1 protein-coding gene is annotated in these 1,685 nt (G+C 33.6%); it reads right to left on the bottom strand.

The features are described 5' to 3' along the window. Nucleotides 1-111: 111 nt before the first annotated feature. Nucleotides 112-1,569 (bottom strand): IS1182 family transposase, encoded by a 1,458-nt coding sequence (locus V7097_RS25815; protein ID WP_335706498.1) that lies wholly within the window; start codon nucleotides 1,567-1,569, stop codon nucleotides 112-114. Between the last annotated feature and the right edge of the window lie 116 nt (nucleotides 1,570-1,685).

Genomic DNA, 1,685 nt, shown 5'->3' on the forward strand with positions numbered 1-1,685 from the left:
GAGGGCACTGAAAAACTTACTTTTTATTTTAAAAAATCACTCCATAGAAAAACGGGCACCTTCTTGTTCATTTTCGAACTAAGAAAGTGCCTATTTTCTTTATTTTTATTATTATTTTCCTTTTAAAAGAGTAATGATTCGCTTCAGGTTTACGGCGAATATTGTTGTTGCGCCTTGTATTCCCATACCAAATAGACCCGAAGACGATGCTGTATCATACCCGTGTCCATGTTTTAATTCACTATTTTTTGCCTCAATTTTGTAACGTAAACGTGCGAGTTCTCTAAACTCTTCACTGTTTTGGAATGCCTCCTGTTCCTTATGTTCCGTAGATTTAATAGAAACAGAATACGTTTTGCTTTTTGCTCCTTCTTTATAGCATCCTTCACGGAAAGGACAGATTTTACATTTTTCAATATCAAAATAATAAACTTGTTGTTGGTTATTACTTTGATTTTTCTTTCCTATCCGTGCTTTTCGAATTGCCATGTGACCGGCTTTACACACATACATCCCAGCATCTTTATTGAACTCAAATTCATCCTCTTTTTTTCTTGTACCATGAGTAATATTAGGATTTAGCTTCGAAACTAATTGTATTTCATTTTGATTTGCATATTGAATATTTTCTTTTTCTGAGTACGCTGTATCACCAATGACTGTTTCTACTTCCATACCTGTTGCTTTACTTTTCTCGATTAACTCTTGTAAGTACTTCCCATCACTTTTTTCACCTGTTGAGATTACTGCAGCTGTAATAATGCGTTCATCGCTTATTGCCATATGTGTTTTAAAACCAAAGAAAGAAGAATCAGCTGTTTTATGCCCTATACGAGCATCGGGGTCACTTGAAAAGCTTAGTTGTTCTGTATAATCTTCAACGATTTCTTTTAGTACATTGATCTTTTCCTTTACAGCCGGAATTCTAGCGATTTGTGGTTCCTTTTCAATGATAGAAATGATTTCATTGCAATAGTCAACTTCTTCATTTACTTCGTTAGAAGTAGGTTTGGATGGAAATTTATATTTCATAGACTCATCGATTTGATACACAGCTTTTCGAACATTTTTTGATTTCTCTTGTAAAAATTCCTTCGGAGATTTTTGGTTATAACGTGATTTTGTATGTGTAGCATCAACGATGATAGTTTTACTTTGAATGATCTCTTTTTCTAGTGCAATCTCAACCGTCTTCCCAATAAGCATGTCTAATAAACTCACGTCTTTAAGACGGAGTTTACGAAATTTCGTTAAAGAGCTAGGACTAATTACAGGGTCTTCAGGTGCCATATCTAGGAAGTATTTAAACGACATATCATATTTTGACCGCTCGACTACATCAACATCGGATAAATCAAAAATCGATTTTAATAGTAAATACTTAAACATACGAATAGGTGGCACAGCATTTCGGCCATTATCAAGACAATATTTATCTTTGAGTTCTTCTAGAATGAATGAAAAGTCGACAAGTTCATTTATTTGACGAAGCATATTATCTTGAGGAACAACGATATTGTAAATCTCTAAATATGGACTAAGAATAAGAGATGCTTGATTTGAAATCATTGGGCCACCACCTACATACATTAATATTCTTAGTATAAAACAAAAGGCATTAGAAAGTTCGATTATTTCGAACTTTCTAATGCCTTATTTAAAATTTGGACTTTTTCAGTGCCCTC

The sequence above is a fragment of the Bacillus sp. JJ1562 genome (assembly GCF_036962705.1).
In the GTDB taxonomy this organism is placed as follows: domain Bacteria; phylum Bacillota; class Bacilli; order Bacillales; family Bacillaceae_L; genus Ferdinandcohnia.

What these genes read in the sequence shown, in the direction of transcription:
- V7097_RS25815 (WP_335706498.1), bottom strand. Translation starts at nt 1,569, where the DNA reads ATGATTTCAAATCAAGCATCTCTTATTCTTAGTCCATATTTAGAGATT.